Source organism: Microbacterium sp. MYb62 (assembly GCF_002979475.1).
In the GTDB taxonomy this organism is placed as follows: Bacteria; Actinomycetota; Actinomycetes; order Actinomycetales; family Microbacteriaceae; genus Microbacterium.
Genome location: NZ_PCOY01000025.1, coordinates 1 through 26,521, shown reverse-complemented (window position 1 = coordinate 26,521; position 26,521 = coordinate 1). Strand labels below are relative to the sequence as shown.

General features: G+C 71.5%; 24 protein-coding genes. 10 read left to right on the top strand and 14 right to left on the bottom strand.

Translation table 11 applies throughout. The features are described from left to right. The first annotated feature begins 88 nt into the window (after window positions 1-88). Both CQ042_RS17660 and CQ042_RS17655 read left to right on the top strand, forming a co-directional pair. Complete coding sequence (locus CQ042_RS17660) at window positions 89-1,303, top strand: cation:proton antiporter (protein WP_105671760.1); 1,215 nt, start codon at window positions 89-91, stop codon at window positions 1,301-1,303. Further along, the gene (locus tag CQ042_RS17655; RefSeq protein WP_105671759.1) at window positions 1,300-1,770 is read left to right on the top strand and encodes a glutaminase; all 471 of its coding nucleotides are present in this window, start codon (window positions 1,300-1,302) and stop codon (window positions 1,768-1,770) included. The genes CQ042_RS17660 and CQ042_RS17655 overlap by 4 nt, the downstream gene beginning before the upstream one ends. A gap of 44 nt (window positions 1,771-1,814) precedes the next feature. Here the strand turns inward: CQ042_RS17655 and CQ042_RS17650 are convergent, their stop codons facing one another. From CQ042_RS17650 to CQ042_RS17635, 4 genes are read right to left on the bottom strand one after another with little or no spacing between them, the layout of a single operon-like run. Next, on the bottom strand, window positions 1,815-2,531 hold the full coding sequence (locus CQ042_RS17650) for a GMP synthase (RefSeq protein WP_105671758.1): 717 nt from the start codon (window positions 2,529-2,531) through the stop codon (window positions 1,815-1,817). 35 nt (window positions 2,532-2,566) lie between these two features. Beyond that, window positions 2,567-3,307, bottom strand: coding sequence for a LysR family transcriptional regulator substrate-binding protein (locus tag CQ042_RS17645; protein ID WP_258132315.1), 741 nt, complete (start codon window positions 3,305-3,307; stop codon window positions 2,567-2,569). A gap of 10 nt (window positions 3,308-3,317) precedes the next feature. Then, the gene (locus tag CQ042_RS17640; protein ID WP_105671756.1) at window positions 3,318-3,626 is read right to left on the bottom strand and encodes a hypothetical protein; all 309 of its coding nucleotides are present in this window, start codon (window positions 3,624-3,626) and stop codon (window positions 3,318-3,320) included. Then, window positions 3,626-5,245 (bottom strand): PspC domain-containing protein, encoded by a 1,620-nt coding sequence (locus CQ042_RS17635; protein WP_181157613.1) that lies wholly within the window; start codon window positions 5,243-5,245, stop codon window positions 3,626-3,628. Before CQ042_RS17635 ends, CQ042_RS17640 begins: the two co-directional genes overlap by 1 nt. Before the next feature lie 106 nt (window positions 5,246-5,351). Between CQ042_RS17635 and CQ042_RS17630 the strand changes: the two genes are divergently transcribed. Together CQ042_RS17630 and CQ042_RS17625 are read left to right on the top strand one after the other, a co-directional pair. Next, window positions 5,352-6,608: a PspC domain-containing protein gene (locus CQ042_RS17630; protein WP_308736988.1), complete on the top strand. Its 1,257-nt coding sequence runs from the start codon at window positions 5,352-5,354 to the stop codon at window positions 6,606-6,608. Next, window positions 6,601-7,260: a response regulator transcription factor gene (locus CQ042_RS17625; RefSeq protein ID WP_105671754.1), complete on the top strand. Its 660-nt coding sequence runs from the start codon at window positions 6,601-6,603 to the stop codon at window positions 7,258-7,260. Before CQ042_RS17630 ends, CQ042_RS17625 begins: the two co-directional genes overlap by 8 nt. 25 nt (window positions 7,261-7,285) lie before the next feature. Here the strand turns inward: CQ042_RS17625 and CQ042_RS17620 are convergent, their stop codons facing one another. The 4 genes from CQ042_RS17620 to CQ042_RS17605 form a co-directional block, all read right to left on the bottom strand. Further along, window positions 7,286-7,693, bottom strand: a complete 408-nt coding sequence (locus CQ042_RS17620; RefSeq protein ID WP_017829277.1) for a DapH/DapD/GlmU-related protein — start codon at window positions 7,691-7,693, stop codon at window positions 7,286-7,288. Between the two features lie 80 nt (window positions 7,694-7,773). Next, window positions 7,774-8,547, bottom strand: coding sequence for a DNA-formamidopyrimidine glycosylase family protein (locus CQ042_RS17615; RefSeq protein ID WP_105671753.1), 774 nt, complete (start codon window positions 8,545-8,547; stop codon window positions 7,774-7,776). Beyond that, window positions 8,547-9,383, bottom strand: coding sequence for an EI24 domain-containing protein (locus CQ042_RS17610; protein WP_258132313.1), 837 nt, complete (start codon window positions 9,381-9,383; stop codon window positions 8,547-8,549). Before CQ042_RS17610 ends, CQ042_RS17615 begins: the two co-directional genes overlap by 1 nt. Window positions 9,384-9,405: 22 nt before the next feature. Then, window positions 9,406-13,986 (bottom strand): ATP-dependent helicase, encoded by a 4,581-nt coding sequence (locus CQ042_RS17605; RefSeq protein ID WP_105671752.1) that lies wholly within the window; start codon window positions 13,984-13,986, stop codon window positions 9,406-9,408. A 149-nt stretch (window positions 13,987-14,135) separates the two neighbouring features. Between CQ042_RS17605 and CQ042_RS20555 the strand changes: the two genes are divergently transcribed. The 3 genes from CQ042_RS20555 to CQ042_RS17590 are packed head-to-tail and all read left to right on the top strand — an operon-like array spanning window position 14,136 to window position 16,845. Next, window positions 14,136-14,882, top strand: coding sequence for a DUF998 domain-containing protein (locus tag CQ042_RS20555; protein ID WP_181157612.1), 747 nt, complete (start codon window positions 14,136-14,138; stop codon window positions 14,880-14,882). A 35-nt stretch (window positions 14,883-14,917) separates the two neighbouring features. Beyond that, on the top strand, window positions 14,918-16,186 hold the full coding sequence (locus CQ042_RS17595; protein ID WP_105671751.1) for a sensor histidine kinase: 1,269 nt from the start codon (window positions 14,918-14,920) through the stop codon (window positions 16,184-16,186). Continuing rightward, a complete protein-coding gene (locus CQ042_RS17590) occupies window positions 16,186-16,845 on the top strand; it encodes a response regulator transcription factor (RefSeq protein WP_105671750.1) in 660 nt (219 codons plus the stop codon). Before CQ042_RS17595 ends, CQ042_RS17590 begins: the two co-directional genes overlap by 1 nt. A gap of 58 nt (window positions 16,846-16,903) precedes the next feature. Here the strand turns inward: CQ042_RS17590 and CQ042_RS17585 are convergent, their stop codons facing one another. The 5 genes from CQ042_RS17585 to CQ042_RS17565 form a co-directional block, all read right to left on the bottom strand. Beyond that, a complete protein-coding gene (locus CQ042_RS17585) occupies window positions 16,904-18,595 on the bottom strand; it encodes an ABC-F family ATP-binding cassette domain-containing protein (RefSeq protein ID WP_105671749.1) in 1,692 nt (563 codons plus the stop codon). Between the two features lie 245 nt (window positions 18,596-18,840). Further along, window positions 18,841-19,614, bottom strand: coding sequence for an ABC transporter ATP-binding protein (locus CQ042_RS17580; RefSeq protein ID WP_105671748.1), 774 nt, complete (start codon window positions 19,612-19,614; stop codon window positions 18,841-18,843). After that, window positions 19,611-20,660, bottom strand: a complete 1,050-nt coding sequence (locus CQ042_RS17575; RefSeq protein WP_105671747.1) for an iron chelate uptake ABC transporter family permease subunit — start codon at window positions 20,658-20,660, stop codon at window positions 19,611-19,613. The genes CQ042_RS17580 and CQ042_RS17575 overlap by 4 nt, the downstream gene beginning before the upstream one ends. Next, window positions 20,657-21,706: an iron chelate uptake ABC transporter family permease subunit gene (locus CQ042_RS17570; protein WP_105671746.1), complete on the bottom strand. Its 1,050-nt coding sequence runs from the start codon at window positions 21,704-21,706 to the stop codon at window positions 20,657-20,659. Before CQ042_RS17570 ends, CQ042_RS17575 begins: the two co-directional genes overlap by 4 nt. A gap of 78 nt (window positions 21,707-21,784) precedes the next feature. Continuing rightward, window positions 21,785-22,528 (bottom strand): AraC family transcriptional regulator, encoded by a 744-nt coding sequence (locus tag CQ042_RS17565; RefSeq protein WP_219844872.1) that lies wholly within the window; start codon window positions 22,526-22,528, stop codon window positions 21,785-21,787. A gap of 154 nt (window positions 22,529-22,682) precedes the next feature. Between CQ042_RS17565 and CQ042_RS17560 the strand changes: the two genes are divergently transcribed. The 3 genes from CQ042_RS17560 to CQ042_RS20550 are packed head-to-tail and all read left to right on the top strand — an operon-like array spanning window position 22,683 to window position 25,805. Beyond that, window positions 22,683-23,675: an ABC transporter substrate-binding protein gene (locus CQ042_RS17560; protein WP_105671744.1), complete on the top strand. Its 993-nt coding sequence runs from the start codon at window positions 22,683-22,685 to the stop codon at window positions 23,673-23,675. Window position 23,676: 1 nt separating this feature from the next. Beyond that, window positions 23,677-25,431, top strand: coding sequence for a siderophore-interacting protein (locus tag CQ042_RS17555; protein WP_105671743.1), 1,755 nt, complete (start codon window positions 23,677-23,679; stop codon window positions 25,429-25,431). A gap of 53 nt (window positions 25,432-25,484) precedes the next feature. Beyond that, window positions 25,485-25,805: a hypothetical protein gene (locus CQ042_RS20550; RefSeq protein ID WP_181157614.1), complete on the top strand. Its 321-nt coding sequence runs from the start codon at window positions 25,485-25,487 to the stop codon at window positions 25,803-25,805. Here the strand turns inward: CQ042_RS20550 and CQ042_RS17545 are convergent, their stop codons facing one another. Continuing rightward, the gene (locus tag CQ042_RS17545) at window positions 25,806-26,462 is read right to left on the bottom strand and encodes an alpha/beta hydrolase (RefSeq protein ID WP_181157611.1); all 657 of its coding nucleotides are present in this window, start codon (window positions 26,460-26,462) and stop codon (window positions 25,806-25,808) included. It lies immediately after the preceding gene. Window positions 26,463-26,521: the final 59 nt, after the last annotated feature.

The following is a 26,521-nucleotide window of genomic DNA, read 5'->3' as shown; positions in this document are numbered from 1 at the left end:
CTGCCGTGGATGCGCCGAGCGGGCGAATCGCGGAAGATCACCCGCTTCCCTCCGGCCGCGGAAGTGCGGTCTCACCTACCCTGAGAGCATGGAAGCGAGCGACCTCGGTCTGGTGCTGATCCCCCTGCTGGCTGTCGCCGCACCTCTGCTGGCGCGCGGCGTGCGCCCGGTGGTGCGGGTGCCGATCGTGGTGTTCGAGCTCGTGCTCGGCATCCTGGTGGGTCCCGCGGTGCTCGGCTGGGTCGAGCCGGGCGAGCTGCTCGAGAAGCTCAGCGACTTCGGCCTGGCGCTGCTGTTCTTCGTCGCCGGCACCGAGATCGACTTCAAGACGGTGGCGGGCAAGCCGCTCGCCCGCGCCTCCCTCGGGTGGCTCCTCAGCGTCGTGCTGGGCATCGGGCTGGGCTTCTTCTTCGCCCCCGGCGAGGGGATGGTCGTGATCGGGATCGCGCTCAGCTCGACCGCACTGGGCACGCTGATGCCGATCCTGCGTGACGCCCGCGAGCTGGACACGCCTTTCGGTCGGGCGATCAGCGCCGTCGGAGCGGTCGGCGAGTTCCTTCCCCTCATCGCGATCTCGATCTTCCTCAGCACCCGCACGACCCCGCTCGCCACTGCGATCCTGTTGACGTTCGTCGTGCTGGCCGGCCTCGCGGTCCTGCTGGCGCACCGCGTGCCGCACGGCCGCCTGCACCGCATCGTGCTCGCCACGCTGCACACCTCCGACCAGTTCGGGGTGCGCTTCGTGATCCTGCTCATCGCGGCCCTGGTCGGACTCAGCGTGATGCTCGACCTCGACATGCTGCTCGGCGCGTTCGTGGCGGGAGCGGTGTGGCGCATCATCATGACGCGTGCGCCGAAGGAGTCCGCGGAACAGGTCGAGAGCAAGATCGAGGCGATCGCGTTCGGCTTCCTGGTGCCGATCTTCTTCCTGTACACCGGTGTCACGTTCGACCTCCAGGCGCTGCTCACCTCGTCGGGGGCGCTGGTCCTCGTCCCCATCTTCCTGATCGCGCTGCTCGTGATCCGCGGGTCCGCTGCGCAGCTGTCCGCGCCGGCGGGAGCGAGCATCCGCGATCGTGCGGCGTTGGGCCTGCTCGCTGCGACCGGCTTGCCGATCATCGTCGCGGTCACCGCGATCGGGGTGGATCAGGACATGCTCGACACGGGCACGGCGGCCGCCCTGGTCGGCGCCGGGATGCTGTCGGTGCTCCTGTATCCGTTGATCGGCATGACCCTTCGCGGGGATCGCGCCGAGGTCGTCGGGCCCGCGCGCGCCGGCGAGGCCGTGCAGGGGGAGCTGTGACCACCGCATCCGCGCTCTTGACACGTGCCGTGCAGGATCTCGCCGGCGTCGCGAAGGAGGGGCTCGGCGAGGAGCGGAACTCCCGGTGGCGCGGTCGCCGGATCGTACGGGTGGGCGAGGCCTGGCATCTGGGCGTGCTGCTGCTGACGGAGACGCACGCGCTGGCCACGGCCGAGGTGCTGCGCGCGGCGGATCCCGGGCGGCGCGGGTACACCGCAGAGTCGGCGAGGGAGCGGGCGGAGCGACGGGCCGAGGCACTGCGTGGCGGCTTCGACGAGGGCGCGGTCGTGCACGTGGGGTGGAGTGCGATCGACGTGGACGCGGTGGATGCCGGTGGCTCGTCCGGTCCGCTCGCCCTGGTCGGCGGGGTGCCGTCCGTGCGGTGGAGCACCGCGGGTGGCTACATGCCGCTGGAGGCATACCTGCGCGAGCGGGTGGCTCTGCTGCGGGACTCGGCGTCGAGCTGACGCAGACCCGCTGGATCAGAACCGCCGGATGCCGTCCCGCCGGCTCAGGCGAAGGTCTCCGCGAACCGGCGGAGGAGCGCTGCGCCCTCGGTGACGGATGCCGCGAGCACCTGCTGCTGCACCGCATCGAACTCGTCCGGGTCGAAGTAGCCGGTGGTGCGATAGAACGTCATCCGGTCGGCGAAGTCGCGCGGAGTGGGCTCGGGGTGGAACTGCGCCGCGTACAGATGCGTGCCCACGCGGTAGGCCTGCACCGGGCAGATCTCGTTCGTGGCCAGCAGCACGGCCCCGGGAGGGGTGCTCGCCGCACTCTCCTTGTGGGCCGTGAACACCGTCAGGGCGGAGCCGCTGGGGCCGAACACGGGGTCGGTCGCACCGGCTTCGGTCGTGTCGATGACGGTGGCGCTCGCGGGCTCCGGGGTGTCGGTCACGACCTCGCCGCCGAGCATGCGCGTCACGACGCCGATGCTGAAGCAGGTGAAGAACACGGCGATCTCGGAGGCGATCGCCGCCTCGGCCAGCGAGCGGAGGTCGGCTTCGACCCGCAGCTGCTCCGAGGACTTCACCGTGTCGGAGACGTTGAACGGCGAACCCCCGACGACGACGCCGCGGTATCCCCGCACGCGGTCGATGTGCAGGGGCGTCTGCAGCAGATCGAGCCGATCGACCACGTCGACGCCGAGCGCCCGCCGGAACGAGGCGTGCTCGGCATCCGCCGCCCCGATCTCGGGCCGCACGCAGACGTAGAGAAGCGAGGCCATCAGGAGATTCTAACGAGCGCGGCGAACGTCGCCGGTCACCGCGAGGAGTTGGCCGTGCGGCCGCGGACGATGCCCACGAACGTCTCGACATCGGTCGTCGTCCGATCGCGCGGCCAGACCAGGGCGACGGTCGAGACCGGTCCGTCCACGAGGACACGGTGATCGACATCCTTGCGGTGGTGCAGGCGGGCGAGGGACATCGGGACGATCATGATGCCGACGCCGGTCGCGGCCGTCGCGACCGCCTGATCGGTCGGCAGCGCGGCGAAGGCCGCGGGGAGGGTGCCGGGAAGCTCGAGCCGTCCGAGCACGTCGTCGGTCAGGCCGATCACGACCTCGCCTTCGAGGTCCGCGAAGGTGAGCTCTTCGGCCGCCATCAGGTGCGAGTCCGACGCGGCGACGATGACAGGGACCTCGTCGTACAGGGGGATGATGTGCAGTGACTCGTCCGCGAGCGGCAGTCGCACCAGAGCCGCATCCACCTCGTCGAGCGCGGTGCGCTGGGTGGCGGCCTCGACCGGCACGAGCTCCAGCGGCACACCCGGCATCCGCCGCTTCCACGCATCGATCCACTTGCCCGGAGTCGCACCGGGCACCGCGCCCAGACGGAAGGTGCGCGGGGCCTCCGGCTCGGGCTGCGGGGCGTCGAAGACGACCTTCGCGGTCTTCTTCTTGGGCTTCTGCGGCGGGAACCGCTCGGCAGGGGCGGCCTTGTTCCGGCGCACCGGCGTTCCCCTGCTCGCGCCCTTCGCGGGCCGTCTTCCCTGATTCGCCATGCGGACAAGGCTACTCGGCGAGTGGGCCCGGCACCTCTCGTCCGTCATCCGACGCGGCAGCCAGCTTGCGCTGTGCACGGCGGATGAGTCCGGCGGCCCCGCCGACGAGCAGCAGCACCCCGGCGGTGAGCAGGATGATCGCGGTGATCGTCGTCGGCGTCGTGGTCAGCAGCGCGTCGGCGATCGTCTCACGACGGGTGGCGTCGGCGAGCTGGCCGAGCGCCAGGGCCGCGATGGCCGCGAACAGCAGTCCCCAGATGATGGCCGCCCAGCGGGTGCGCGGCGCGGTGGTCGGTTCGGTGGCCGTGGGAGTGCTCATCACTGGTCTTCCTTCTTCGGCTCGACGACGGTGATGGAGATCTCGCCGCTGTCCTGATCGATGGTGACGGGCTGGATGGTGGTCGTCGAGACGTTCTCCGCGGAGATGCTCTCGACGACGACCGACTCCCCGTCGCGCTGCGTGCCCGCCCAGGTGCCGGAATCGATGATGTTGTAGTACTCGGCGTCGACGCGGGTCCAGGTGATGTTCGCCGTGTCGACGGTCGCGCGCAGCTGCAGCTGCACTCCCGGATCCACATGGATGAAGGTCGTGCCGGAACCCTTCTCGATCACGATCGGTCGGGGCGCGTCGTCGTGCTGATTCAACGACACGTTGAGCTCGCCGAACGGCTGGCGGATGTGCTCCGCACGGTAGTTGGTGACCGACGCCCAGCCGAGCGAGAAGCCCTGCAGTGTGGAGAACCCGCCGACGACGAGCCCGCCGACGAGTGTGAGCACGGTGACGAATGCCAGGAAGCCGCTGCGTCGACGGAACGCTCCGGCGACGACCATGCCGAGCGCCAGGATGAGGGCTGCGGCGAGCAGCCCGAGGGCTGTGCCGACCACTTCGCCACCCGCGACGAGACCGACAGCCGCGCCCGTGATGGTCGCGAGGCCGATGATGGTCGCCGCGAACGCGAAGCCCGCGCGCGGGTTCGACTGCCGACGGATGCGTCGGCGCTCCGCCGCCTCGGCCGCGAACACGGCGGCCTCGGCCTGGCGCTCACGGCGCAGCTGATCGCGGGCAGCGCGCTCGATGTCCTGCTGCTGACGTCGCCACGCCTGGTCCTGTTCCTTCCACGCGGCGTGCTGGGCGCGCCAGGCCTCGAGGGCGGCAGGGTCCTGCGAACCGGGAGGAAGGGGGACCGGTGGTGCCGGCGGCATCGCCGCCGTCGCCACCGGGTCGAGGGGCGGCGCGTCGGATGCCGCGGCATCCGCCGCGGCCACGGTGTCCGCGACCACGGTGTCGGCATCCGCTGCAGCGTCTGCGCTGTCCGAGAGTGTGGCGTCCGTCCCCCCGGCGGTACCCGAACCACCGAGGGAGACGGACGCGGCCGGGGCCGCCTGATCTGCGGAAGCCATCGGCAGATCCGGCGCGGAAGCACCCGGGGTGCGGCTCGCAGCACGCACGATCAGGACGAGCAGGACGGCGACGAGGACGAGGCCGATGATCCAGCTCATGAGGGACAGGGCCGACCATCCGTCGTAGCCGAGTCCGAAGAGACGGCCGGCGAGCGGCGCGGTCGGGAACAGGCCGATGACGGCCATCGCGAGGATGCCCCACTGCACCGGCTGGTAGTCGCGACGGAGCAGATCGCGGACGTGGACCCGTCCGTCGACATCCGGCAGCAGTGCCCAGGCCGCCGCGTAGAGGAAGATGACCGGCAGGCCGAAGAGGGCCGCGACCACGAGGACGCCCCGGACGATCAGGGGATCGATGCGCAGGCGGGCGGCGATGCCCGCCGAGACACCGCCCAACCAGCCCTCGGACCGGGCGATGCCGAGTCCGGCGACCCAGAGGAGGAAGCGCTCGGCCCCGCGGGGGATGCCGGTGCCCGGTGTGCCGGCGGCCGGAGTGGCGTGGTCGGCGGGGGGCGGCGGCGCAGTCGGAATCGTCATGCTTCGATCCTGGCGGCAGCGGTCGGCTCCCTGCCATGGGGGGAACCCCTGAGCGACCCCTGATTCTGCGCCGGGGAGGACCCGGAGCGGGCACGCGGATGATTGGATGGGCGTCATGTCCTCTTCGGCGCACGCTTCTGCGCGACCTCCGCGCGTCGCTGCCCCGCCGCGCCCGCCGTTGACCCGCGACCGCGACTGCCTGGTGGCCGGCGTGAGCGCAGGTCTCGCCCTTCACCTCGGCGTGCGCGTGGGGCTGGTGCGGACGCTGTTCATCGCGCTCACCCTGTGCGGGGGCGCCGGCATCCTCCTCTACGCCTGGTGCTGGGTCTTCACGCCGTGGGCCGAGGGCGAGAGCGCGCCGACGAGGCGGGTACCGGTCGCGTGGCTGCTGCTCGCTCCCGCGGCCGTCGGAATGCTCGTCGTCCTGGTCTGGCGTGGGGGCAGCGACTGGCTGAGCGGGTCGATCCCGCCCGATCTCGCCGCCGTCGTGGTGGGCGGCGCGGCGGCGTTCGCGACCGGCGCCGGGCTGTGGGCCACCCTCATCGACCGGACCGACACCGCGCGCGGGCCCCGGCATACGATGACCGTGCGGGTCGTCTCGATCCTGCTGCTGGCGCTGCTGTTCACCGTGCTGCTCTCCTGGCCCGTCGCCCGGTCGGGGGTGGCGCTCGTGCTCCTCCCGTTGGCGGGGCTCGCGGCCGTGGTGTCGTCGACCCTGATCCCCCGCTGGCGCGAGCTCTCCGGCGAGCGGGTGCGCCGCATCCGGGAGGAGCAGCGCAGCCAGATGGCCGCGCATCTGCACGATTCCGTGCTGCAGACGCTCGCCCTGATCCAGAACAGGGCCGGTGCCTCCAGCGAGGCCGCGCGGCTCGCCAGGGCACAGGAGCGCGAGCTGCGGGCGTGGCTGTACGACGGCGACGCCCCGGCCGACAGCGACCTGCCGACGGATCTGCGTGACTATGCGGGGGCGCTCGAGCTCGACTACCCGGTGCGCATCGACGTGGTCTCGGCCGGCCTCTCCGCCGAGCGCGCGAGCGGCGAGCTCGCGGCGGCGGCCAGGGAAGCGATCCTGAACGCGGCTCGGCACGCGGGGGGCGAGATCTCGGTGTACATCGAGGGCAGCGCGACAGGCGTCGACGTGTTCATCCGCGACCGCGGTACCGGGTTCTCCCTCGACGACGTGCCGAGCGACCGCCTCGGGGTGCGGGAGTCGATCATCGGCCGGATGCGCCGCGCCGGCGGCTCTGGCGGCGTCCGCAGCGACGAGAACGGCACCGAGGTCCATCTGAGCATCACGTCGGGCGCGCACCAGGACCGGCCGTCCGCGCGACCCGCGCCCACCAGGGAGGAGAACCGTGGCTGACAGCATCCGCGTCGTGATCGTCGACGACCACTCGATCTTCCGCTCCGGCCTGCGCGCCGATCTCGATGCGAGCGTGGACGTGGTGGGGGAGGCCGCCGACGTGCCGTCCGCGATCGCCGTGATCGGCGAGACGCAGCCCGATGTGGTGCTGCTCGACGTGCACCTGCCGGGCGGCCCCGGCGACGACGCGACCGGGGGAGAAGCCGTGATCCGCGGCTCGGTGCCGACGCCGGCGCGATTCCTCGCGTTGAGCGTGTCGGATGCCGCGGCCGATGTCGTGCGGGTGATCCGCGCCGGCGCGCGGGGGTACATCACCAAGGGGTCGTCCGGCATCGAGGTGAGCAGGGCGGTGCACGCGGTGGCCGACGGGGACGCGGTGTTCTCGCCGCGGCTCGCCGGTTTCGTGCTGGATGCATTCGGTGCCGTCGCCGGAGAGACCGCGACCGCCACCGACGAGCTCGATCGGCTCTCGGCGCGCGAGCAGGAGGTGATGCGCCTCATCGCCCGCGGCTACGCCTACAAGGAGGTCGCGTCCGAGCTGTTCATCTCGATCAAGACGGTCGAGACGCACGTGTCATCCGTGCTGCGGAAGCTGCAGCTGTCGTCGCGGCATGAACTCACCGCCTGGGCGTCGGAGCGCCGACTGCTGTAGCTCGGCAGTCGGGTGCGGCGGGCGGTCAGGCCGCGAGCCACAGGCCCTTCTGATCCGTCGCGATGGTGAGCCCGGCGGCGACCGTCTCGTCGTCGCCGATCCTGGCGCCGCGAACGATGCGCGCTCCGGCGCCGATGTCGGTGCGGACGCCCACGTAGGCGTGGTCGCCGATCGCTGCGCCGTGGCCGACGTGCGCGTGCGCGTCGACGAATGCGCCCTCGCCGATCACGGCGTCCTCGTCGATCCAGGCACCGCGGGCGATGGTCGCCCCGGCGCCGACGCGCGCTCCCGGTTCGATATAGGCACCCGCCTCGATGTGCGCCTTCGGGTGCACCTTCGCGCCATGCGCGACGAGACCCCGGCCGTTCGCGTGCTTGCGGTACCGCAGCGTCGCGCCCTGGTCGTTCTCGATGTCGACGTAGTTCTTACCCACGATTCCTCCCGTGCTCCGGAGTTCTCCGGATATATCAACAACCACGACAGCGTCGGATTCATTCCCTCGGATGGATGTGGTCAGCGTTGACAGGACGGGCACCAGAAAGTGACGCGTTCGCGGGTCGGATCGGCACCTTGCTCGCCACGTCGGATGAGAGTGCCGCAGCGCCGACACGGGCGTCCGGCACGACCGTACACCCAGGTGCCCTGACCCGCGCGATCGATGCCCGTGAAGGTGCGATTGCGGCGGTCGCGGTTGGCGCGGATCGTGCGGACTCCGAGTTCGATGAGGGCGGCGGCATCGACGTCGGGTGTCGGCGTGGTCGGCAGGATTCCGCGCAGGAACAGGAGTTCTGCGGCGTACTCGTTGCCGAACCCTGCGACGTTGCGCTGATCGAGGAGCGCGACATGGATGCTGCGCGTATCAGCCTCGAGCCGTCGGACGGCCTCGATCGCGTCCCAGTCGTCGGCGAGCGGATCCGGACCCAGATACCCGACGAGCTGGTCTTCGTCACGGGTGGGCACGACCTCGATGTCGGCGATGTCGACGCCGACGGCTTCGCGCTGCGCCGTGCCGACGATCGCGCGCACCTTGAAAGCAGGGTGTCGCCACTTCTCTCCGGATCGGTACACGAACCAGGCACCGTCCATGCGCAGATGCGAATGCAGTGTGCTGTCGCCGATCCGGATGAGCAGATGCTTGCCACGGGGGAGCACCCCCAGCACGCGCTGGCCGGTCAGATCGAGCGTCGCGAAGCGGGGGACGCGGAGGTCGAAGCGCGTGACGTCGGCACCGGCCAGGGCCTCGTCGAGGCGCCGTGCCGTGCGGAAGACGGTGTCGCCCTCGGGCATCAGGAGGCCTGGTGCGATGCGGGGGGCGGCGGAGGCGGCGTCGCGGATACCGGCGGGGAGACCTGCGGACCGGAGTCCGTCGGCCTGGCCGTGACGGTCGTCGATGCGGTGCGCGCGAGCATGTCGCGCGCGAGCATCGTGCTGCCGGCGACCGCCGCCGGCATGATCGCGACCGCTCCACCGGGAATCAGGAAGCACAGCTGGGTCGCGACCCCGAAGCCGAGCACGCGCGCGCGGCTCCCCGAGAAGAGGGCGGCACGGTCGGCCGGGCTGAGGTCGCGTGCATCGAAGGCGCGCCCCGTGAGTTCGCGGGCGAGCAGCCGACCGGTGAGCACGACACCGGCGATCGGGCCGAGGAATCCGCCCACGGCCGGGACGAGTCCGATCAGGAGCACGAGGATCGCGATCAGGATGCCGAGCAGGACCAGCCGCAATCCCTCGCCGAGCGTGGTCCAGAAGCTGCCCCCGTCGGCGGGAGGGGCGTGGCCGAGGTCGACCTCGACCGCATGCCAGATGCGCTGGTAGAACGGGTCGCCGATCGTCAGGGTGAGGGCGCTGAAGACCACGCTCGCGAGCGCGAGCGCGGCGGCCACGACCACGAATCCCACCGCGGCGCGCAGGAGCCCCTTCCAGGGTTCGATCCATCCCTCGGCGAACGGGGTCAGCCAGGCCGACACCGACGGCATGCCGATGACCAGGGGGACGACGGCTGCGGCGAGCACGAGGAGGGCGATGACGGCCGGGATCAGTCCCAGGACCATGAGACCGGGGCGGGTGCGCCACAGCCCGAACCCGCGCAGCAGCGTGCGGATGCCGGTGGCGAACTCTCGGATCATGGCTTCCAGCGTAGGCGCATCGTCAGACCGCCTTGCGGAGGGTGTAGCCCCGTGGGGTCGCCACGAAGCCCGCTTCCTGCAGGGCGAGGGCCAGCTCGGTGCCGTAGACGCCCTCGCCGTTGATCTTCTCGACGGTCAGGGTGTCGAGGCGACGGGCGCGTGCGGTGTCGGCGAGGTCGGACGCTGCGGCCCGCAGCACGTCGCCGTCGTCGCTGAACGACAACACCGTGCGGCCGCCCCGTTCGAGCGAGAGCACGAGGACTCCGTCGACCAGCACGACCAGACCGCCCGCTTTGCGCCCGGGGCGATGGGAGACGCCGTCGAGCTTAGGCCACCCGAGTGCGGCGCCGTACGGGTTCGCGGGATCGGTGGCGGCGAGGGTCACCGCCTTGCGCGGCGGAGGATCGGCGAGACCGGCGTAGGTGCGCAGCCGGTCGACCGTGCCCGAGGCGGCGAACTGCGCAGCCCCGAGTTTCTCGATCACGTAGCCGCGGCGGCAGTGGCCGGCCTCTTCGAAGCCCGCGAGCACCCGGTAGGTCTGGGCGAACCCGCCGGGAACCCCCTCCGCCTGCACGGCGCCACGGGTGACGACCCCGTAGCGGTCGAGCAGGAGCCCGGCGGTGACGGTCGCGCGGCGGGCGGGATCGGTCTCGAGCGCCGGCAGCAGCGACCAGCGACCGCCGATCGACGGCGGTCGAGGAGCCGCGGATCCGGTGAAGGACACGCCGCGGTAGGTGCGGGCACGGGGAGCGCGGCGCTTGACCTTGTGCGCCTGGGAGCCGCCCGCCAGGAGAGAGCGGATCGGCGCGAAGGTGTCGTTGGTGACATAGCCCGACCAGGTCAGCGACCACAGCGCCTCGAGCACGGACTGCTCGTTCTCGGCCGCCGCCATGTCCTTGAGCTGTGCGGCGAAGTAGGCACCGCCGACGTCGAGGGCGATGAGGATGCGCGACTCGAGGGAGTCCGAGGCGATCTCGGTGCCGCGTTCGGGGAGGGTGAAGGGTGCGAGCTCGGCCGGATGCAGCGACACCCATCCGTCGCGCCCCGGAAGGGTGCCGTGCCCTGACCAGATGACCTCGCCGGCGGCCGTCAGCTCGTCGAGCATCGCGGGGGAGTAGTCGCGCACCCGCGATGGCAGGATCAGCGACTCCCACGCACTCGCGGGGATCGGTACGCCGGCGAACTGCTCGATCACGGTGAGAACGCCGTCGACGCCTTCCAGTGGTCGACCGATGTGCTGCCAATCGGGCAGGAATCGCGCGTAGGCCTCGGGGGCGACGGGCTCGACGGATCCGCGGATCGCCGCGAGCGAACGCATCCGGAGCCGGCGCAGCACCTCGGTGTCGCACCATTCGACGGCGTCGCCGCTCCCGGCGGCCTCGGGCAGGAAGTAGCCGCTCGTGATCCGTCCCGCGGTCTCGAGCCGTTGCAGCGTATGTCGGGCGACCGCGGCGCCGAGACCGAACCGGGTGGCGACGGCATCCGTCGTGAAGGGACCGTGCGTGCGAGCGTGGCGGGCGACGAGGTCGCCGAGCGGGTCGGCGACGGGTTCGAGGAAGGCGACGGGGATGCCGGTCGGCAGTGCCGCCCCCAGGGCATCGCGCAGCCGCCCGGCATCCTCGATCGCGGCGACACGGCTCGCGCCGGCGATCGTGACGGGGATCGCCCGGCGCGCAGTGACCAGGTCGTCGAGCAGGGCGGTGGCCGAGGAGTCGCCGATCGACTCGGGGTCGAGGCGCAGCGCGACCTCATCGGCGTCGAGGGGGCCGAGCATCCGCAGCAGATCGGCGACGCCCTCGAGCCCCCGCGCTCGGCGGTCGGGGTCGAGACGCTGGGCCTCGCGCTCGAACTGGGCGATCACGTCGGGGTCGAGCAGTTCGCGCAGCTCGACCGTGCCCAGCAGCTCGCCCAGCAGCGCCGGGTCGACCGACAGCGCGGCCGCGCGGCGCTCGGCGAGCGGGGAGTCGCCCTCATACATGAACGCGCCCACATAGCCGAACAGCAGGTCGCGGGCATACGGCGACGGCTGGCCGGGCTCGGTCTCGACCAGCCGGATGTGGCGGTCGGCGATCGAGGTCGCGAGCGTGCGCAGCGAGGGGAGGTCGTAGACGTCCTGCAGCACCTCGCGCAGCGTCTCCAGGATCACCGGGAACGTCGGGTGGCGCCTCGCGACCTCGAGCAGCTGCGCGGAGCGCTGCCGCTGCTGCCACAGCGGGGTGCGCTTGTTCGGGTTCATGCGGGGCATGAGCAGCGCCCGTGCCGCGCATTCGCGGAACCGGGAGGCGAACAGCGCGGAGCCGCCCACCTCCTCGGTGACCACGTGCTCCAGCTCATCGGGTTCGAACACGAACAGCTCGGCACCCGGAGGCTCGGCCTCGGCATCGGGGATGCGCACGATGATGCCGTCGTCGCTCGCGACCGCGGATCCCTCGACGCCGAGGCGCTCGCGCACCCGGGCGTTGATGGCCAGCGCCCACGGAGCATGCACCTTCATGCCGTACGGGGAATGCAAGATCACCCGCCAGTCTCCGACCTCGTCGCGGCCGCGCTCGACGGTGAGCGTGCGGTCGGTGGGGAGCGTGCCGGTCGCCTCGCGCTGCTCGGTCAGGTGCGCCATGAGGTTCGCCCGTGCCTGCTCGTCGAGCCCGGCATCGATGAGCCGCTGCGCCGCCTTCTCGGGCGTGGCCGCCGACACCTCACGGGAGAATGCGCCCAGCGCCTCGCCGAGTTCGAAGGGTCGACCGATGCCGTCGCCGTGCCAGAACGGCACCTTGCCCGGCTGCCCGTAGGCGGGGATCACGTTGACGCGGTCGTGGGTGATCTCGGCGATCCGCCAGCTCGTGGTACCGAGCGTGAAGACGTCGCCCACCCGCGACTCGTAGACCATCTCCTCGTCGAGCTCGCCCACTCGCGCGCCGGTCGTCTCACCCGCGACGAAGACGCCGAACAGACCCCGATCGGGGATCGTGCCGCCGCTGGTCACCGCGATGCGCTGCGCCCCCGGACGCCCGGTCAGCGTGCCCGCGTCGCGATCCCACACGAGTCGCGGACGCAGTTCGGCGAACTCGTCGGAGGGGAATCGTCCGGCCAGTAGGTCGAGGGTCGCCTCGTAGGCCGAGCGCGGAAGGGCTTGGAACGGCGCCGATCGGCGAACGGTCTCGAACCACTCCTCGACGCCGATGGCGCCGAGTGCACTCGCCGCGACGGTCTGCTGGGCGAGGATGTCGAGCGGATTGCGCGGCACCTGGATGGCCTCGATCTTGCCCGCCAGCATCCGCTCGGTGACGATCGCGGTGTGCAGCACGTCGCCGCGATGCTTGGGGAAGAGCGCGGCGCGACTGATCTCGCCCACCTGGTGCCCCGCGCGGCCGACGCGCTGCAGACCGGATGCCGCGGACGGCGGCGCCTCGACCTGGATGACGAGGTCGACCGCGCCCATGTCGATGCCGAGCTCGAGGCTGCTCGTCGCGACGACGCAACGCAGGACGCCCGACTTGAGCTCCTCTTCGACCTGGGCGCGCTGCTCTTTGGAGACCGAGCCGTGATGCGCCTTCGCGAGCACGGGGTCGGCGCCGGCGGTGGCTCCGGCCTGCGCCATCATGGCTGCTGGCACCGTGGCCGCCGGCAGCTCGACGCCGATCCGCTCGGAGTAGATCTCGTTCAAGCGGCCGGTGAGCCGCTCCGCGAGGCGGCGTGAGTTGGCGAACACGATGGTCGAGTTGTTCTGCAGGATGCGGTCGACGATCGCTTCTTCGACATGGGGCCAGACGGAGCCCGTGACCTCGGTGTACTCGGCATCGGCCGCGTCGCCCGGCACACCGGGAGGCGGCGGCGGATTGGTCATGTCGTCCATCGGCACGACCACGCCCAGCTCGAAGGTCTTGGATGCCGGAGGCGCGACGATCTCGACCGGCGCCGAGCCGCCCAGGAAGCGAGCGACCTCATCGATGGGCCGGACCGTGGCCGAGAGGCCGATGCGCTGCGCGGGGGTCTCGATGCCGTCGAGTCGGCGCAGGGCGTCGAGGCGCTCCAGGCTCACGGCGAGATGCGCGCCGCGCTTGGTCGCCGCGACCGCGTGCACCTCGTCGATGATGACGGTGTGCACGCCGCGCAGGGTCTCGCCCGCGCGGCTCGTGAGCATGAGGTACAGCGACTCGGGAGTCGTGATGAGGATGTCGGGCGGATCGGACACGAGCTTGCGCCGATCGCTCGACGTCGTGTCGCCCGAACGCACACCGACCGTCACCGTGGGCGCGGGCACTCCGAGCCGCCGGGCCGACTGTCCGATGCCGATCAGCGGGGAGCGCAGGTTGCGTTCGACGTCGACGCCGAGTGCCTTCAGCGGGGAGATGTAGAGGATGCGCGTGCGGGGCTCGCCCTTCGCGGGCGGGGCCGCCTCGATCATGCGCTCGCGGAACACGCTGTCGATCGCCCAGAGGAAGGCCGACAGCGTCTTCCCGGAGCCCGTCGGGGCGACGACGAGCGCGTGCTTGCCCGCGGAGATCGCATCCCAGGCGCCTGCCTGCGCGGGGGTGGGCGCGGGGAACGCACCCCGGAACCAGTCCTGCGTCGCGGGGGTGAAGCGGTCGAGCACGTCGCTCATCCCTCCATCATCGTCGAGGGCTGCGACATCGGGGCGGAAACGGACGCGCGAAGAGCCCGGCAACGGCGTCGTACCGAGGTACGACGCCGCTGCAGAGTGGGCACTTCGGGCCGACGCGACGGCGATGCGTCCGCTCATACCGTCTGAGTATGCCCGCCGAGATCACCGCCGCCGCCCCCGTCAGAACCGCCCTCCGCACCCTCGCCGCGATCGGTGGGAGCATCCTCGTCGGGATCGCGCTCACGATCATCTGGATCGCGCGACTGAGCATCGACAGGGTCCTCTACGTGAGCGGTCTGGGAGCCGCAGGTGAACCGACCGCGGGATGGTTCGAGCTCGCGCTGCTCCTTCTCGTCGCCGGGGGCTTCTCGGTCGCGTGGGCTGCGCGCGGACTGCGCGCGACGGTGCCGTGGCTGAGCATCGGGTCGCCGTCGCTCTCGGTGGCGATCGCGTCGTCGCTGTTCCTGGTCGCCTCGCAGGTCCCCTGCACGACCGGATGCCCGCTGCCGGTCGGGCCCACCTTCACCTGGCAGGACCTCATCCACACGACGGTCGCCGTGCTCGCCTTCGCCCTGGCGGCGTTCGCGATGCTCCAGGTGTCGTTCGTCGAGGATCGGGCGATGCTGCGGATCCTCTCCCTCGGCGCCGGCATCTCGACCGCCGTGATCGCCGCGGCGGGCGGGATCCTCTCGCTCCTGCAGTTCCGCACCGACATCGGGAGCATCCTCGAACTGGTCGCCACCACGATCGGGATGGGGTGGCTCGCGATCCTCGGCATGGAGACGGCGTTCGCCCAGCGCCGCCGCCCGGCGCGCACGAACGCCCGTCCGACGGCTTCCACCCGCACCGCCACGGTCCGCACCGTCACCGGATCGCTCGTCGCCACGGCCGGCTGAGGCCGGCGGAGAGGTGCGGTGCGTAGAGTCGTCCCATGCCAGAGTCAGCACCCGCCGCCGCGGACGAGATGCGCGCGGTGGACCTGCCCCGGCCGCCCGGGGTGGTGCGGCGGTTCTGGGGCAGTCACCCGTGGCTCGTCGATTCGCTGATCGCCGGTGCCTATCTCCTCGTCATCACGCTCTGGGCGCTGCTCATACCGCTGTCATCGGGCAGCTGGACACCGATCGCCCCGATCCTCATCCCACTGGTCCTCGGCACGATCTCCGCGGCCGCGCTGCTCTGGCGTCGGCATCGGCCGTGGCTCACCTTCACTGTTTTCGTGACCGTCGCGGCGGTCACGATCGTCACCGACACCCTCGGCGAGCCGATCGGGATCGCCCTGGCGCTGTACGCGCTGTTCGTCTATCGCTCGAACCGCAGTGGCTGGATCGCCTTCGGGATCACCGTCCTCGGCGGCGTCCTCGTGTTCCCGTTGCTGGACGGACTGCGGCGCGGCGACCTCGGCGGCTCGTTCTCGGTGGCGGTGAGTCTGCTGTTCCTCGTCGTCATGCTGATCGCGGCGGTGCTCGGGGTCACCGTGGGTGACCGGCGCCGCTACATCGGAGCGATCCTGGACCGCGCCGACCAGCTCTCGCGCGAACGCGATCAGCAGGCGCGCATCGCGACCCTCGCGGAGCGTGCCAGGATCACCCGGGAGATCCACGATGTCGTCGCGCACAGCGTCTCGGTGATGGTGTCGCTCGCCGATGGGGCGAATGCCCTCGCGGAGAAGGACCCGCAACGCTCGCGGAGTGCGATCCAGGAGATCGGCGAGGTCGGACGGCAGTCGCTCGTCGAGATGAGGCAACTGCTCGGCGCCCTCGGAGACGACCGCGACGACGCGGACGAGCAGACTCCGCTGCGACCCAATCCCGGGCTGAGCGAGCTCACGGCGCTGGTGGAGACCTTCCGCACCGCCGGCCTGCCGGTCACGGTGCACGTCGAGGGTGCGGAGCCCTCGTCGCCCGCCCTGCAGAACACGATCCACCGCATCGTGCAGGAAGCCCTGACGAACGCGCTGCGCTACGCGAAGGACCCGCACGAGGTGCTCGTGACCCTCGACTTCCGAAGGGACGTCCTCGTGATCGAGGTCACCGACGACGGACGGCAGGGACCACCGGCGGCATCGGTGGGATCGGGCCGGGGACTCCTCGGCGTCCGAGAGCGGGCGCGGCTCGCCGGGGGAACCGCCGAGGCGGGTCCATCCCCCGACGGCGGCTGGCGCGTGCGTGTGGAGATCCCCGAGCAGGAGGAGGAGAAATGATGACCGAGCCACGCATCCGGGTGCTCATCGTCGACGACCACGAGCTGATCCGTCGCGGCATGCGCATGGTGCTCGATGCCGAGGACGACCTGCAGGTGGTGGGAGAGGCCGTGTCCGGCGCCGAGGCCGTGCATCTGGCGGGAGAACTGCAGCCGGACGTGATCCTGATGGACATCCGGATGCCCGAGATGGACGGCATCGAGGCGACCAGGCGCATCGTCCGCGGGACGCCGGCGAGTCGCGTCCTGGTGCTCACGACGTTCGACCTCGACGAGTACGCGTTCGGGAGCCTCCGTGCCGGGGCGAGCGGATTCCTGTTGAAGAACACGCCCCCGGATCAGCTGACCGCCGCGATCCGAGCGATCGCCGCCGGCGATGCCCTCGTCTCGCCGCGGGTCACCCGCTCGATGCTCGACCTCTTCGCGACCCGGCTTCCCCGCCAGGCCGAGGCGGCCGATCCGCGGCTGAGCGCGCTCACCGGGCGGGAGCGGGAGGTGCTCCTCGCGATCGCGAAGGGCTACAACAACACCGAGATCGGCGAGAGCCTGTTCGTCTCGGAGTCGACCGTGAAGACGCACGTGGGGCGCATCCTGCTGAAGCTCGACCTCCGCGACCGGGTGCAGGCCGTGATCCTCGCGTACGAGGCCGGATTGGTGTGACGGCGTCGGACGCCGGAGTGGTCGATCCCCGGCGCCCGACGTGGTCGGACGAACCGCGTCATTGATCGAGCGACGTCTCCTGCAGCAGCCCCTCGTCGTCGATCTCCAGCGTGAGGTCGAGATCGAGGCGGCGCAGGAACGCGTCGTCGTGGCTCACGATCAGCACCGCACCGCGGTAGGCCCGCAGAGCTTCCACGAGCTGGTCGACCGTGTCGAGGTCGAGGTTGTTCGTCGGCTCGTCCAGTACCACGAGGTGAGGTGCGGGGTCGGCGAGCAGCAGCTTCGCCAGCGCGACGCGGAAGCGCTCACCGCCGGACAGCGCCGCGACCGGACGATCCGCCGTCGCCCCGCGGATCAGGAAGCGCGCGAGCCGGTTGCGCAGCTCCTTCTCCGGCACGTGCGGCGCGGCGGCGGCGATGTTCTCGAACACCGACCGCTGCTCGTCCAGGCCGTCGACCCGCTGGGGCAGGTAGCCGATCTGGTCGGTGTGGGCCTCGGCGCGCAGCGTCGGTCGTGTACGACTCCGGACCTCGGGGCCGGATTCGGCTCCGTCCGGCGCGATCGGCGCGGGAGGTGCCTCCTCTCCGGCGTGGTGCACGCCCCCGGTGACCAACCGCTCGAGCAGAGTCGTCTTCCCGGCGCCGTTCCGACCGATCAGGGCGACGCGCTCCGGACCCTGGATCACCCAGGACCGCTCCTCGTCGCGAATCGTCGCGATCCGGCGGCTGCGGGAGACCTGCGGATCGGGCAGCTCGATCTTCATCGAGGCGTCGGAGCGCACGCGTCGCCCCGCCTCCTCCCGCGCGGCGTGCGCGGCCTCCTCCTTGGCGCCGACCTCGGTGCGGAGCCCGCCCGCCGACACCTCGGCGGCCATCTTCCTGCCGTGCGCGACGATCTTCGGCACACGCTTCTCGATCTCGGCCTTCTTGGCCGTACGGGCGCGGTGCGCGAGTTTCACCTCCGCCTCGATCCGCTGGCGCTTCTCCTTACGGAGCGCCTGCGCGGCGGTGACCTCGGCCTGCTTCGCCGCATCCTGCTCGGCATCCAACCAGGCGCGCCAGTGCGAATACGGGCCGCCGAACACGCTCAGGTTCTGGGCGTACAGCTCGGCGGTGTCGTCCATCAGCTCGAGCAGCGACAGGTCGTGGCTGACGACGATGAGCGTGCCCTTCCAGGCGCGGACCATCGCCGCGAGCTTCGCCCTGGCCTCACGGTCGAGGTTGTTGGTCGGCTCGTCGAGGAGCGTGATCGGCGCGCGGCGCAGGCGGATGCCGGCGATCGCGACGAGCACGCCCTCCCCGCCGGACAGCTCGCCGACGCGGCGGTCGAGGAACGAGGGATCGAGACCCGCTTCGGCCAGCGAGGCCTCGGCACGCGCCTCGATGTCCCAGTCGTCGCCCACCGCCTCGAAGTGCGCGGGATCGACGTCGCCGGCGGTGATGGCACGCACCGCGTCGAGCGCCGCGGACACGCCCAGCAGCTCGGAGACCCGGCGATCGACGTCGAGCGTCAGCTGCTGCGGCAGGTACGCGACTTCGCCCGATGCGGTGACGAATCCCGACGTCGGCTCGAGTGCGCCGGCCATCAGGCGCAGCAGCGTGGATTTGCCGGCGCCGTTGCGGCCGACCAGGCCCGTGCGGCCGGAGCCGAAGGCGCCGGAGACGCCGTCGAGCGCGACCGAACCGTCGGGCCAGGCGAACGTGAGCCGGTCGAGGACGACCGACGCGTGAAGAGGGGAGGGGTGTGACATGGGTGTCTCCTGTCGAGTGCGAGGGTGCACTGACACCGGACCTCTGCCGCGTCTCGACCGGACGCGGGAGCGTCACGGGAGGGAGAGGTCAGCCGTGGAGTCGGCGATCGTCGGGTCAGCGCGCGGAAGAGGGAGCGCGGAGGCGACGGATCAGATCAAAGGACTTCCAGACACGGCGGACAGGACTCCCCGACGATACCCGGGCGTGTCGGCGTTCCGCAACTCCCGGGCGTGTCGCTCTGCCCTCAGCGTCCGGGCAGCACCACGGGAGCTCCCGTGTCCGGGTCGGAGATCACCCGGGCCTCGAGATCGAACAGGTCCGTGAGCAGCGCGGCGTCGACGATGTCACGGGGAGGACCTTCCGCGACGATGCGGCCGTCCTTCATCGCGATCAGGTGCGACGCGTAACGGGCGGCCTGGTTGATGTCGTGCAGCACCACGACGACCGTGCGCCCCTCGCGGTGCAGGCGCGTGACGAGTTCGAGCACCTCGATCTGGTGCCCGATGTCGAGGAACGTGGTCGGCTCGTCCAGCAGCAGGATCGGTGTCTCCTGCGCCAACGCCATCGCGATCCATGCGCGCTGCCGCTGGCCGCCCGAGAGCTCGTCGACGTTCCTCTCGGCGAGAGCGGTGACGTTCGTCGCCGACATGGCCTCGGCGACCGCGCGCTCGTCTTCGACGGACCAGCTCGACAGCACGCTCTGGTGCGGGTAGCGGCCGCGTCCGACGAGGTCGGCGACCGTGATGCCCTCGGGCGCGAGCGGGCTCTGCGGCAGCAGGCCCATCCGCCGAGCGACCTCCTTGGTCGACAGTCGTGTGATGTCTCCGCCGTCCAGGAGCACCCGCCCTCCGGTCGCCGGGAGCAGTCGGGCGAACGCGCGCAGCAGGGTCGACTTGCCGCAGGCGTTCGGGCCCACGATCACAGTCAGCTCCCCATCGGGGATGCGCACGTCGAGGCCGTCGAGCACGCCCCTGCCGCCGTAGCCGACGCGCAGGTCCTCCGCCGCCAGTCGTGTCATCGTCGTCCTCCTCCGGTGAAGCGCCGGCTCTCGCGCATGAGCAGCACGAGCAGGTAGACGCCGCCGATGCAGATCGTCACGGCGCCGGTCGGCAGCGTCACATCGGGGATCGCGTGCTGCGCGATCACATCGGCGACGAGCAGCAGCACCGAACCGGTCAGTGCGGCGCCGACCAGGTCGACCGACGTTCCCCGCCCGGTCAGGCGCTGGCCGATCTGCGGGGCGGCGAGGGCGACGAAGGCGATCGGCCCGGCGGCGGCCGTCACGGCGGCGATCGCGGCGACCCCGAGCAGCATGAGCATCCCGCGGGTGCGCTCCAACGGGATGCCGAGCATGGCTGCGGCGTCGTCGCCGAGCTCGAGCCGTCGCATCCGCCGCTGGGCCGCCGGCGCGCACAGCAGCACGGCGGCGATCGCTATCGCCGCGATGCCGAGCGTGGTCCCGTCCACGGCCGCGAGGGAGCCCGCCCCCCAGACGGCCGCGCGCAGGGCGAGGTCGACGTCGGCCCTGGTGCTGAACCACGTGTTCAGCGAACCCAGCAGCGCCCCCATCGCGATGCCGACGATGATGAGACGGAAGCCCTGCATCCCGCGGCGGAACGCGAGCACGTAGACCACGACGGCGGTCAGCACGCCGCCGATCAGCGCCCCCGTGGCGTAGGCCGCGTACCCGGTCGCGCCGGTCAGCATCATCAGGATCACGCCGGTGTACGAGCCGGTGCTGAACCCGATCACGTCCGGGCTCCCCAGAGGGTTGCGGGTGAGGGACTGGAAGATGCTGCCCGAGACGCCGAGCGCCGCGCCGAACAGCAGCGCGGCGACCACGCGCGGAGCCCGCCACTCGATCACGACCTTGCGCGCCGGTCCCTCCGTGGTTCCGAGGAACGCGCCGATCACCTCTCCGGCGCTCAGTCCGTAACTGCCGAGCGTCATCGCCCATACGGCCAGTCCGAGTGCGACGGCCACCAGCGCGGCGCACACCAGGAGCATCCGCCGTGTGGTGCGCACCGAGAGCGGTCCTGCGCGGAGGACGAGCGCCGCGCTCACAGGGCCTTCGCCTTCCGGCCGCGCACCAGGGCGATGAGCACGGGCGCGCCGATCAGCGGCAGCATCACTCCGACCTGCAGCTCGGCGGGGATCGCCACGATGCGGCCGAGGATGTCGGCGCCGAGCACCAGCGCCGGTGCCAGCACCGCGGAGTACAGCGTGATCCAGACCCAGTCGGGGCCGGTGATCCAGCGCACGGCATGCGGGACGACCAGTCCGACGAAGACCAGGGGGCCGACGGCGGCCGTCGCGGCTCCGCACAGCAGGGCGACGGCGAGGATGATCCCCACCCTGGCCGTGCCGAGCCGCACGCCCACTGCCCTGGCGGTGTCCTCGCCGAGAGCGAGGGCGTTGAGCGGGCGTACGCAGAAGGCGGCGATCAGGAGTCCGATGCCGATCGGCACGAGGATCGCGTCGATCGTCCCGGCCGGGCGGTCGGCGAGCGTGCCTGCGCCCCAGAACCGCATCCGGTCGAAGGTCTCCGTGTCGATCAGGGCGAGCGTGTGCGAGAACCCGGTGAGCACGGCCGCGAAGGCCACGCCGACCAGGGTCAGGCGCACCGGTGACCCGGCGCCGCGACCGGCACCGGCGGCGAGGTAGACCACGGCGGATGCGGCGATGGCCCCGACGAACGCGAACGGCAGGTACTGGTCGATGCGGGTGATCCCGAGGAAGGCCACCGCGAGGGTCACGGCGAAACCGGCTCCGGCGTTCACTCCGAGGATGCCGGGATCGGCGAGCGGGTTGCGGGTGAGGGCCTGGATGAGTGCTCCCGAGACGCCGAGTGCGGCGCCCACGAGCAGCCCGAGCACCGTCCGGTCCACGCGCGCGCTGGTGACGGTGACCTGGCTCGCCGATCCGTCCGGCGCCACGAAGGCCTGCCAGACCACATCGAGAGACAATGCGGCCGAGCCCACGGCCACGCTGAGCACGCACAGCGCGGCGACGAGCAGCAGCGAGACGCCGAGCCCGAGCACGCGACGCCGGGTGCGGTGCCGACGAACGCGGACGCCGGTGGCCGGTTCGATGCGCGTGGCGGTGGTCATGGGGCTCCTCTGAACGCCGAAACGCTAACAGCTTCCGGCCGTCGATCCGTGCGTCGGCATCCGTCCGCACCCTGCGGGTCAGTCGTCGATGAGGGCGGCGCGGGGGTCGGCGGTGAGCCGATCGGCGGCGATTCCCGTCTCCCGGCTGAGCGCCTTCACGAGCCCGGCCCTGGTGCCGAAGCCGGAGAGCCGCGCCGCCGCGGTCAGGTCGCCGCCGCCGATCAGGTGCGCGACGGCCGCGTTCATGCGTGCACGGCCGCGCCAGCGCGAGAACGACCAGCCGGTCTCGGTGACGAAGATGCGCTGCACCTGGCGCGCGCTCATCCGGTGGCGGGTGGCCAGCTCGTCGAGCGGGACCGGCAGCCGCAGGGCGTCTTTCGCGAGGCGGCGGGCGGCAGGGTGCTCGGGGTACACGACGGGGAAGTACGGGCGTGACACGGTCAGCAGCACCCGGGCGATCGCGCGGCGGAACGGCAGGATCTGCTCGTCGGTGCTGGGGGCTGCCACGAGGGCGGTGGTCATGACGTCGACGAGGGCGGGCACCACGCCGAGCACGCGAACCCGCGTCGAGGGCGTCGCGGAGTCCTCGAGGATGGGACCGAGCACCGTCCCCCCTTCGCGGACGCGGACGGCGTGCGGGACGTGCGGCTGCATCCACACGGCTTCATGTCGACGGAGCGGGATGTCGACCCCGTCGACCGTCAGCACGGCCGAGCCGGTCACCACGTAGACGACATGCGGTTCATCGTGCTCGTGGGTGTCGTGTCCGAGGAAGCGGATCGAGTTCTCCGGGACGGTGCCGGCGAGAGCGGTGGATCGCACGCTGTTCCCCTCCGAGACATGTCGTATCCGTCCGTGTCGATGTCGCATGCGTCACGATTCGACCGGTTAGTGAGAATAGCCTTACCTTACCCGAGCTGCGCCGTCCGCCGCGTGCCCGTCGGGTCAGCCCGCATCCGTCGATCCCGAGGTCTCCATGTCCAGATCCGTCCGTGTCCTTGCCGCCCTTCCCGTGGTCGCCCTGTTCGCCTTGGCGTCCTGCGCCTCCGAACCGGCCCCCGAATCGGGAGCCGGCGCGTCCGAGGAGGCGACCACGCGTGTCGTCGCCACCGGTCAGGGGGACGTCACCATCCCGGCCGACCCGCAGAAGGTCGTGGTGCTGAACTACGCCCTCGCCGGGTACCTCTACGACCTCGACGTGCCGGTCGCGGCGCTCACCTCCGAGGACTTCGGCTACGAGGCGTCGTTCTCCGACTTCTGGGCCGAGGACGCCGAGAAGCAGGGCACCGAGTTCATCACCTGGAGCGGCGACGGCTTCGACCTCGAGGCGATCCTCGCGTTGGAGCCCGACCTGATCGTCGGCGGAGGCGTCGGCTTCCCGCTCTTCCTGGCCACCGACGCCTACGACGACCTCAGCGACATCGCCCCGACCGTCCTCGTCAGCGGCGAGAAGGCGACCTGGCAGGACCAGTACTCGTTCCTCGCCGACGACGTCTTCGGCAAGGGCGAGGTCTACGACGAGGCGCTCGCCGCCTACGAGGACCGCGTGGACGAGGTGGCCGCGAACATCACGGTGCCGACCGCACCGTCCGCGTTCCTGTCGATCCTCCCCGACGGCAGGGTCTATGTCGCCCGGGAGGACATGGGCCTTCCCGTGGTGTTCGACGCCGTCGGCATCGAAGCGGCGCCGATCTTCGCCCAGGGCGACTACGAGCCCTACACGCCCGGCGGCGACTCGTTCGAGCTGTCGACCGAGCAGGTGGGGCAGGTCATCACCCAGCCGACCGTGTTCATCACCGGCTTCAACACCGACATCGGCGACGTCGACACGCTGTCGGAGAACCCCGTCCTCGCCGCACTCCCGGCGTTCCAGAACGACGCCGCGTACGTGCTGCCGTACTGGGTCGCCCGCGGCGACTACGACGAGGCCCTCGCCCTGCTCGACATCATCGAGGAGCTGTTCGGCTGAGATGGCACAGCGCGCATTCACCTCGCATCCGCTGGTCGTGCGCCGTGTGACCGTGCGCCGCATCGAGGAGATCACTCCTCGCATGCGGCGCATCGTCGTCGGCGGAGAAGGACTGGGGGAGACCGTCGTCGACGGGCACACGCATCGCGCCTTCGCGGCGCCGGGCTTCGACGACCACATCAAGCTGATCTTCGCCGCGGACGGCGATCTGGAGTCGGCACTGCCGATCCAACTGCCGCACGGCATCGAATGGACCGCCGCGGAGAACCGGGTCGCCCGCGACTACACGCCGCGCTGGGTGGATGTCGGTGCCGGGGAGATGGCGCTCGACTTCGTGCTGCACGGCGATGGGCCCGCGGCGTCGTGGGCGCAGTCCGCCGCCCCCGGGGATGAGCTGTGCTTCGTCGGGCCGAAGTCGTCGCTGCGCCTGCCGGACGAGCTCGACTGGATCGCATTGATCGCCGACGAGACGGGTCTGCCGGCGGTCGGACGGTTCCTCGACGAGCGTCCGGTCGACGCTCCCGCGCACGTGCTGCTGCTGGTCGAAGACGACGCCGCGCAGCAGGAGCTGCACCTGCGGGAGGGCGACACGGCGGCCTGGGTGCAGGCTGCCGGTGCCGATGCCGCCGCCGTGGAGGCGGCCGTGCGGGCGCTCGCGCTTCCGGAAGACGGCGAGGGCTATGTGTGGGCGGCGGCGGAGAGCCGCGCCCTGCTGCCGGTGCGGCGGTACCTGCAACGCGAGCGGGGATTCGCGAAGGACCGCATCAACGTCACCGGCTACTGGCACGCGGAGACCGCCCACGGCGACGACGCGTCGACGCCGGAGCTGCCGCCCGTGGTGGAGCCTGCGTCGCCGGTACCATGGCTCGTCGTGCGAGCCGCCGTCCGGCTCGGCATGGTGGACGCCCTCGCCGACGGCCCCCTGGCGCTGCCGGAGCTCGCGGCACGACTCGGGGTGGCCGCGAGGGCGCTCGAAGCGCTGCGCGGCATCCTCACGTCCGCAGAGGTGGTCGTCGGGGATGCCGACGCGCTCGCTCTCGGCCGCTTCGGCGAGGATCTCCTCGAGGAGCATCATCGCGAGGAGTTCGACGGACTCGAGGCGGAGGCCGTGCTGGCGCTGCGTGATCTCGACCATGCCCTGCGGGACGGCGTCTCTCCCTGGGAGCGCGCGCACGGGGCGACGCTCGCGATGCAGGCGCAGGCGGATGCCACCCACGTCGAAGAACTCGTGGAGGACGCGGGGCGATTGGCCTACCTGCTCGACGGCTTCGTGGCCGACCCGATGTGGCAGGAGGTCTCCAGCCTGCTCGTCGTCGGCCCCGGCGCCCCCGCGGTCCTCGGTGCCTTCGAGGACGGTGGGCACGGCGGCATCGGTGTCGCCCTGCACGAGCACGGGCGGGTGCGCGACGCCGTGGTCGAGGCGGTGGGGCAGGATCCGTCCGCCGGGTGGACCGGCCGGCTGGTCGACGTCGCCGTGCTCGCGCTCGCTCTCGCGCACCGGACGGATGCCGAGGCCGTCGCTCTCCTCGACGAGCTCGCGCCGCACGCGGCACGCGTGATCCTCCTGGAATCGAGCAGGCCGGACGCGCTCAGCCCGGGGGCCGAGGAACATCAGATCCTCGGGTTCGCCATGACCGGCGCGCCCATCCGCTCCAGTGATGCGCTGGGAGAGCTGGCAGCCGCTGCAGGCTGGACGACCGAGCAGGTGCAGCCGCTCGGCTGGGGGATCGAGGCGACCTTCCTGATCCGCGCCTGAGCATCCGTCGCGTGGGGGATGCTGTGGCGCCGACGAGTCCGTAGCGTGGAGGCATGGCAGATCAGAACCCGAGCCCTCAGGAGTCGCGGGCCCGCATGGGGCTGGGCATCGGCCTCGCCCTCGGGATGGCGGTCGGCGCCTCGCTGGGCGCCGCTCTGCAGAACTGGGCGCTCGGTATCGGGCTCGGGGTGGCGATCGGCGTCGCCTTCTCCGTCGCCTTCACCGGGGGCGGTGGCCGGCGCGCACGAGGTGAGCACGAGGGTGCGCACGAGGACGAGGATGACATCGCGGGCGAGGCCGACACTGCGGGCGAGGCCGACGGCGAAGACCGCGACGGAACCCCTGGTGCGGATGAGGAACCCCCCGAGCGCTGATCAGCTCGCGGCGATCCCGTCGATCCACTTCGACAGGAATCGGTGCACGTCTGTCAGCTCCTCTTCGGAGATGCTGTGCGTGAGGCCGGTGTACACCCTCCCGGAGAGCTCGGAATGTCCGGGCAGCCACTGCGCGGTGTGGTCGATCAAAGCGGGTGGGATGACGTCGTCGTGCGTTCCGCGGCCCCAGAAGACGGGTGGGCGCCGTTCGGCCAGAACCTCGTCGTCGGGGAGCTCGCCGGGTGCCGCGTAGCCGCTCAGGGCGACGACCGCGTCGATGCGGTCGGGGGCGAGTCGCAGAGCCTGCAGTGACACGGCCGCGCCCTGCGAGAAGCCGAGAAGTGCGATCGAGGGGGCGTCGCCCGCGGCGATGTCGAGCCAGCGCAGGAACGCCCCTGCGGCGACGGTCACGGCCTCGGGGCTGCGTCCCTCGAGCCCCTCGATCGGGTACCAGGAGCGACCGGGCATCGGCCACGGCGGTGCCAGGGGCGCGGCGACGGATGCCACGGCGACGCCTTCGGGGAGATAGGGGATGAGTCCGAACAGGTCGTGCTCGTCCGCCCCGTAGCCGTGCAGCAGCACCAGCAGCGGCTTCCCATCGCGGTCGGGGGACGACCATCTGGTCGCGGCGGCGTCGATCGTCAGGTTCTCACTCACACCGTCATTGTGCCAGCCCCCTCCCACATCCTCGTCCCTTCGTCCCCTCGTCCCCTTCG

Coding starts and splice junctions, on each gene's coding strand:
- CQ042_RS17615 (WP_105671753.1), bottom strand. CDS start 8,547: ATGCCCGAGGGCGACACCGTCTTCCGCACGGCACGGCGCCTCGACGAG.
- CQ042_RS17650 (WP_105671758.1), bottom strand. CDS start 2,531: ATGGCCTCGCTTCTCTACGTCTGCGTGCGGCCCGAGATCGGGGCGGCG.
- CQ042_RS17585 (WP_105671749.1), bottom strand. CDS start 18,595: ATGTCACACCCCTCCCCTCTTCACGCGTCGGTCGTCCTCGACCGGCTC.
- CQ042_RS17595 (WP_105671751.1), top strand. CDS start 14,918: ATGCCAGAGTCAGCACCCGCCGCCGCGGACGAGATGCGCGCGGTGGAC.
- CQ042_RS17580 (WP_105671748.1), bottom strand. CDS start 19,614: ATGACACGACTGGCGGCGGAGGACCTGCGCGTCGGCTACGGCGGCAGG.
- CQ042_RS17635 (WP_181157613.1), bottom strand. CDS start 5,245: ATGACGATTCCGACTGCGCCGCCGCCCCCCGCCGACCACGCCACTCCG.
- CQ042_RS17645 (WP_258132315.1), bottom strand. CDS start 3,307: ATGGCGAATCAGGGAAGACGGCCCGCGAAGGGCGCGAGCAGGGGAACG.
- CQ042_RS17560 (WP_105671744.1), top strand. CDS start 22,683: ATGTCCAGATCCGTCCGTGTCCTTGCCGCCCTTCCCGTGGTCGCCCTG.
- CQ042_RS17660 (WP_105671760.1), top strand. CDS start 89: ATGGAAGCGAGCGACCTCGGTCTGGTGCTGATCCCCCTGCTGGCTGTC.
- CQ042_RS17610 (WP_258132313.1), bottom strand. CDS start 9,383: ATGATCCGAGAGTTCGCCACCGGCATCCGCACGCTGCTGCGCGGGTTC.
- CQ042_RS17640 (WP_105671756.1), bottom strand. CDS start 3,626: ATGAGCACTCCCACGGCCACCGAACCGACCACCGCGCCGCGCACCCGC.
- CQ042_RS17590 (WP_105671750.1), top strand. CDS start 16,186: ATGACCGAGCCACGCATCCGGGTGCTCATCGTCGACGACCACGAGCTG.
- CQ042_RS20550 (WP_181157614.1), top strand. CDS start 25,485: ATGGCAGATCAGAACCCGAGCCCTCAGGAGTCGCGGGCCCGCATGGGG.
- CQ042_RS17555 (WP_105671743.1), top strand. CDS start 23,677: ATGGCACAGCGCGCATTCACCTCGCATCCGCTGGTCGTGCGCCGTGTG.
- CQ042_RS20555 (WP_181157612.1), top strand. CDS start 14,136: ATGCCCGCCGAGATCACCGCCGCCGCCCCCGTCAGAACCGCCCTCCGC.
- CQ042_RS17630 (WP_308736988.1), top strand. CDS start 5,352: ATGGGCGTCATGTCCTCTTCGGCGCACGCTTCTGCGCGACCTCCGCGC.
- CQ042_RS17570 (WP_105671746.1), bottom strand. CDS start 21,706: ATGACCACCGCCACGCGCATCGAACCGGCCACCGGCGTCCGCGTTCGT.
- CQ042_RS17605 (WP_105671752.1), bottom strand. CDS start 13,986: ATGAGCGACGTGCTCGACCGCTTCACCCCCGCGACGCAGGACTGGTTC.